Raw genomic sequence first — 1,456 nt, 5'->3', positions numbered from 1 at the left:
TGTCCCCACGAAAAACTTTTTCAGCAGACCCTAATTAGGGGTCTCAAGACCCCCCCTAGCGGCCACCGAGAAAACCTTCACCAGCTAAGTATTTTTACTCAAGTCTCTGGAGGGGGACAGCTTATGTGACAGTTGAGGGTGCGGAATGTGGGTTTCAGGGAAAAAGTGCCTAAATTTCCCCCCGATCACTCCCATATCCAGTACTTTTTGATTGCCAAATTGATTGACCTTATGGATTGCATGATTTAAGCTGTGTGAGTTAGATCACTCAGGTAGTCGCAAAACTCAAGTTTGAATTGTGCCTATGATTCCCGTTTTGTCACCATTTTCAAAAGTACAGGCGATCGCCGTAACAAGAACCGACGGTAGTGATCCGATAGTAGTGGCGTAGCTCTCTTGCTTATCTAGCCTGAGTTGTGTAGAATATTTACTAATAAAAATAATTACCTGACAAATGTCAAGAATTTGCTTTTTATGATTGCTGTTTTTATCAATATCTTCTCTTGGATCATTAAACTTTGGTTGGATGGCGATGAAGATTTAGAACAGAATCTTCTGACAAAAGATTCACAAGCTTCAATATTTAGTTGTCCTAAATGTGGTTCTTGCCATACCATCAAAAATGGTTCTACACATAATGGCAAACCGAAACGTAAGGGTAAAAATTGTGGTCAACCGTTGGTAATTAATCCTAGTCATAAAACCGTCTCTAACGAAACCCAAAAATTAATAAATCTCCTGCTACTAGAAAGAATTTCTCTGCGAGGAATTGCTAGAGTAACTGGAGTGAGTTGGTCATGTTTACAAAACTATCTTAATAATAAATTTAACCAATTTCCTCGCCAGGTATAGGTAACAGACAAACCTAAAGGCAAATTAATCATAGAATTGGATGAGTTATAGTCATTATTATTTTGTAATAAAATTTAGGTATATATTTGGTTAGCTATCGATAGAACTACCCGAGAAATAATTGGTTGTTATTTAGGAGATAGAAGCCGTAAATCAGCTAAAAAGCTCTGGAAAAGTCTCCCATGAGTTTATCGACAATGTGCTGTTGCTTACACAGACTTTTGGGAGTTATATAAGACAGTAATTCCTCGTAAAAGTCATCGGGCAGTAGGTAAAGAAACTGGTCAAACTAATCCTATTGAAAGATTAAACAATACTCTTCGACAAAGAATTTCTAGATTGGTCAGACAGAGTCTATCGTTCTCCAAAAAAATGGATAATCATATCGGGGCTATCTGGTATTTCATCTTCCACCATCGATAAAAATCTATGATTAAACCCACATTCCGCCCCCTAAAAATCTATGAATGAACTACCCCGCCGCAAGCGGACGGGGTATCAGAATCAAAATAGACTCAATTGTAGATTTTGGTGTAGCTGCAGGTATTCTTTATCTTGTTCTTTTACATATCTCGCTATCATACCTTCATCCCCATGCTTTCCT

2 pseudogenes are annotated in these 1,456 nt (G+C 38.0%); one reads left to right on the top strand and one right to left on the bottom strand.

Annotated features, from left to right (window positions below):
* Positions 1-555: 555 nt before the first annotated feature.
* Positions 556-1,275 (top strand): annotated as a pseudogene (locus PX481_RS14415) (IS1 family transposase).
* Positions 1,276-1,356: 81 nt separating this feature from the next.
* Here the strand turns inward: PX481_RS14415 and PX481_RS30155 are convergent.
* A pseudogene (locus PX481_RS30155) lies at positions 1,357-1,456 on the bottom strand (IS200/IS605 family transposase); the annotation flags it as partial.

This window comes from Microcystis sp. M53603_WE2, from assembly GCF_030065435.1.
Note: the sequence above shows the minus strand (reverse complement) of the source record. Positions and strands in the feature narration are given on the sequence as shown.